This is a genomic window from Frigoribacterium sp. Leaf44, assembly GCF_001421865.1.
Taxonomy (GTDB): Bacteria; Actinomycetota; Actinomycetes; order Actinomycetales; family Microbacteriaceae; genus Frigoribacterium.
Genome location: NZ_LMLG01000001.1, coordinates 834,495 through 836,480 on the forward strand (window position 1 = coordinate 834,495; position 1,986 = coordinate 836,480).

The 1,986-nt window shown below is 74.4% G+C and carries 2 protein-coding genes; one reads left to right on the forward strand and one right to left on the reverse strand.

Annotated features, from left to right (window positions below; translation table 11 throughout):
* Window positions 1-15 precede the first annotated feature (15 nt).
* On the forward strand, window positions 16-912 hold the full coding sequence (locus ASE87_RS03835; RefSeq protein WP_056226046.1) for a hypothetical protein: 897 nt from the start codon (window positions 16-18) through the stop codon (window positions 910-912).
* On the opposite strand, the gene ASE87_RS03840 is transcribed toward ASE87_RS03835, so the two are convergent.
* Window positions 909-1,904, reverse strand: a complete 996-nt coding sequence (locus tag ASE87_RS03840; protein ID WP_056226047.1) for an asparaginase — start codon at window positions 1,902-1,904, stop codon at window positions 909-911. The genes ASE87_RS03835 and ASE87_RS03840 overlap by 4 nt on opposite strands.
* Between the last annotated feature and the right edge of the window lie 82 nt (window positions 1,905-1,986).

The following is a 1,986-nucleotide window of genomic DNA, read 5'->3' on the forward strand; positions in this document are numbered from 1 at the left end:
CGCTCCACTGGATGCATGGACCCCTCGAACCCCGGGACGCTGTCGACCTCCGCCACGTCCTCGACCCCCCTGACGTCCCCGCGCGTCCCCCCGAGCGTGCGACTTCCACCGGCACCGGCCCGGACCCGTCCGACGGCCGCGCCGGTCGCGGCGATGTCGACGGGTGCCGTCCTCTCGGGGTTCGGTGCTCTCGTCCCCTGGACAGGCCTGCCCGCCGTCCTCGTGTCCTCGGTCCTCACGACTCTCGCGGTCCTGGTCGGCTGGGCCGTCGACCGTGTCGTCGGGGCGACCCTCTCGGCCCGTCGCGAACGATCGCGATTCCTGGAGTCCCTCGACGCGGTCGACGAGGTCGTCGCGCGCTTGCGAGCGGCACGGTCGCGTGAACTGGCCGACTGGTACCCGACGGCCGATCGGTTCGGTGCGTCCGACGCCGGACGTCGTCCGACCCGGGTGCTGGTGCTCGGGGTGGGTCGCGCCTCCAGCGGGCTGGTGCTCGAGGGGCGTCCCGAGGACGACCTCGAGGCGACCGACCCGGCCGTCGCCCGACTGGCACGCCTCCGCGCCGAGGCGGCCACCCTCGACGAGGCACCGCTCTGCGTGCCCCTCTCGTCGACCGTCCGTGTCGTCGGACCGCCTGTCGTGGCCGAGGCCGTGGCATCGGGCCTCCGCCGTCAGCTGCGGTCCGCGGGGGCTTCGGCGGCCCAGGCGGCCGAGGCCGTCGACTGCGTGCTCGTCGGCACGGTTCCCGCGGCGGGGGACCTGCCCGCGGCCGAACCGCCGCCGGTCGACACCGTCGTCGTGATCGGTCCGGACGGCGAGGCCACGGTCACCCTCAAGGACGGCCGGCCGTGTCGGCAGAGCCTGCGGGTCGCCTTCGTGTCGGTGTTCGACGACCCCGCTCGACGGGTCTAGCGGTCGAGACCGCTGCCGAGACGGATGCGACCCACGAGACCGTCACCTCCGGTGACCTTCTCGAGCGTCCGCTCGATCACACGATCGGCGGCGGCCGAGTCGACGGCCCCCTCGTCGACCAGGAGGCGCAGCGCCACCAGGGTGCCGGCCCTCACGTTCCCGTCGAGCACCTTCACGGCCACAGCGACGCCGTCGGTCGTGCCCATCACCATGACGCCCTCGGCGCCCAGCTTGGCCAGCACGCCGAGCTCGTCGATCGTCACCGTGTTGGCGCGACCGGGGCCGTCGATCGCCCAGGCGTCGCCGAGGACGGCCTCCACGAGGTGCGCCGCGTGCTCGTCACGTCCCGCGCCGGTCGGGCGGACCGACCCGGTGATGCGGGCGATCGCCCGGGCCAGGCCGACCACGGTGGTCGCGATCACCGGGGCGCCGCAGCCGTCGACACCGGCGTGGTCGACGGTCTCGCCGGTGAACTCGGCGACCGTCTCGCGGACGGCGGCCTGCAGGGGATGGTCGGTGGCGACGTAGCTCGACGGGTCCCAGCCGTTCTCGGCACAGGCCAGCAGGAACGAGGCGTGCTTGCCCGAGCAGTTCATGGCGAGGCGGCGCTTCGCGGAGGCCTCACGGGCGCTGGCCCGGTCGCCGGGCCAGTCCGGCGGGCAGAGGAGGTCGTCCTCGGTGCTGCCCGAGCGGCCGAGCAGGGCCCCGACCACGTCGAGGTGGGCCCGCGTACCGGCGTGGCTCGCCGTCGCCAGCACGGCCTGAGGACCGTCGAGCGAGACTCCCGACCGCAGCACCGTGAGCGCTTGCAGCGGTTTGAGGCAGGAGCGCGGGTAGATCGTCGCCTCGGCGTCCCCGGCCCGACGCAGTTCGTGCCCGTCGGCGTCCACGACGACGCCCGCACCGAGGTGACGGCTCTCGTCCCAGCCCGAGCGTTCGAGCACGGCCAGCTCGACGCTGCCCGAGGCGGTCAGAGGGTGACGGGAGGGCACGGCGGGGCGGGGGNTCGGTCATGATGGGGAGTGTACCGAGGCCCGCCATGCGACCACGTCGCACCGACGAGGGGCCCGAGAG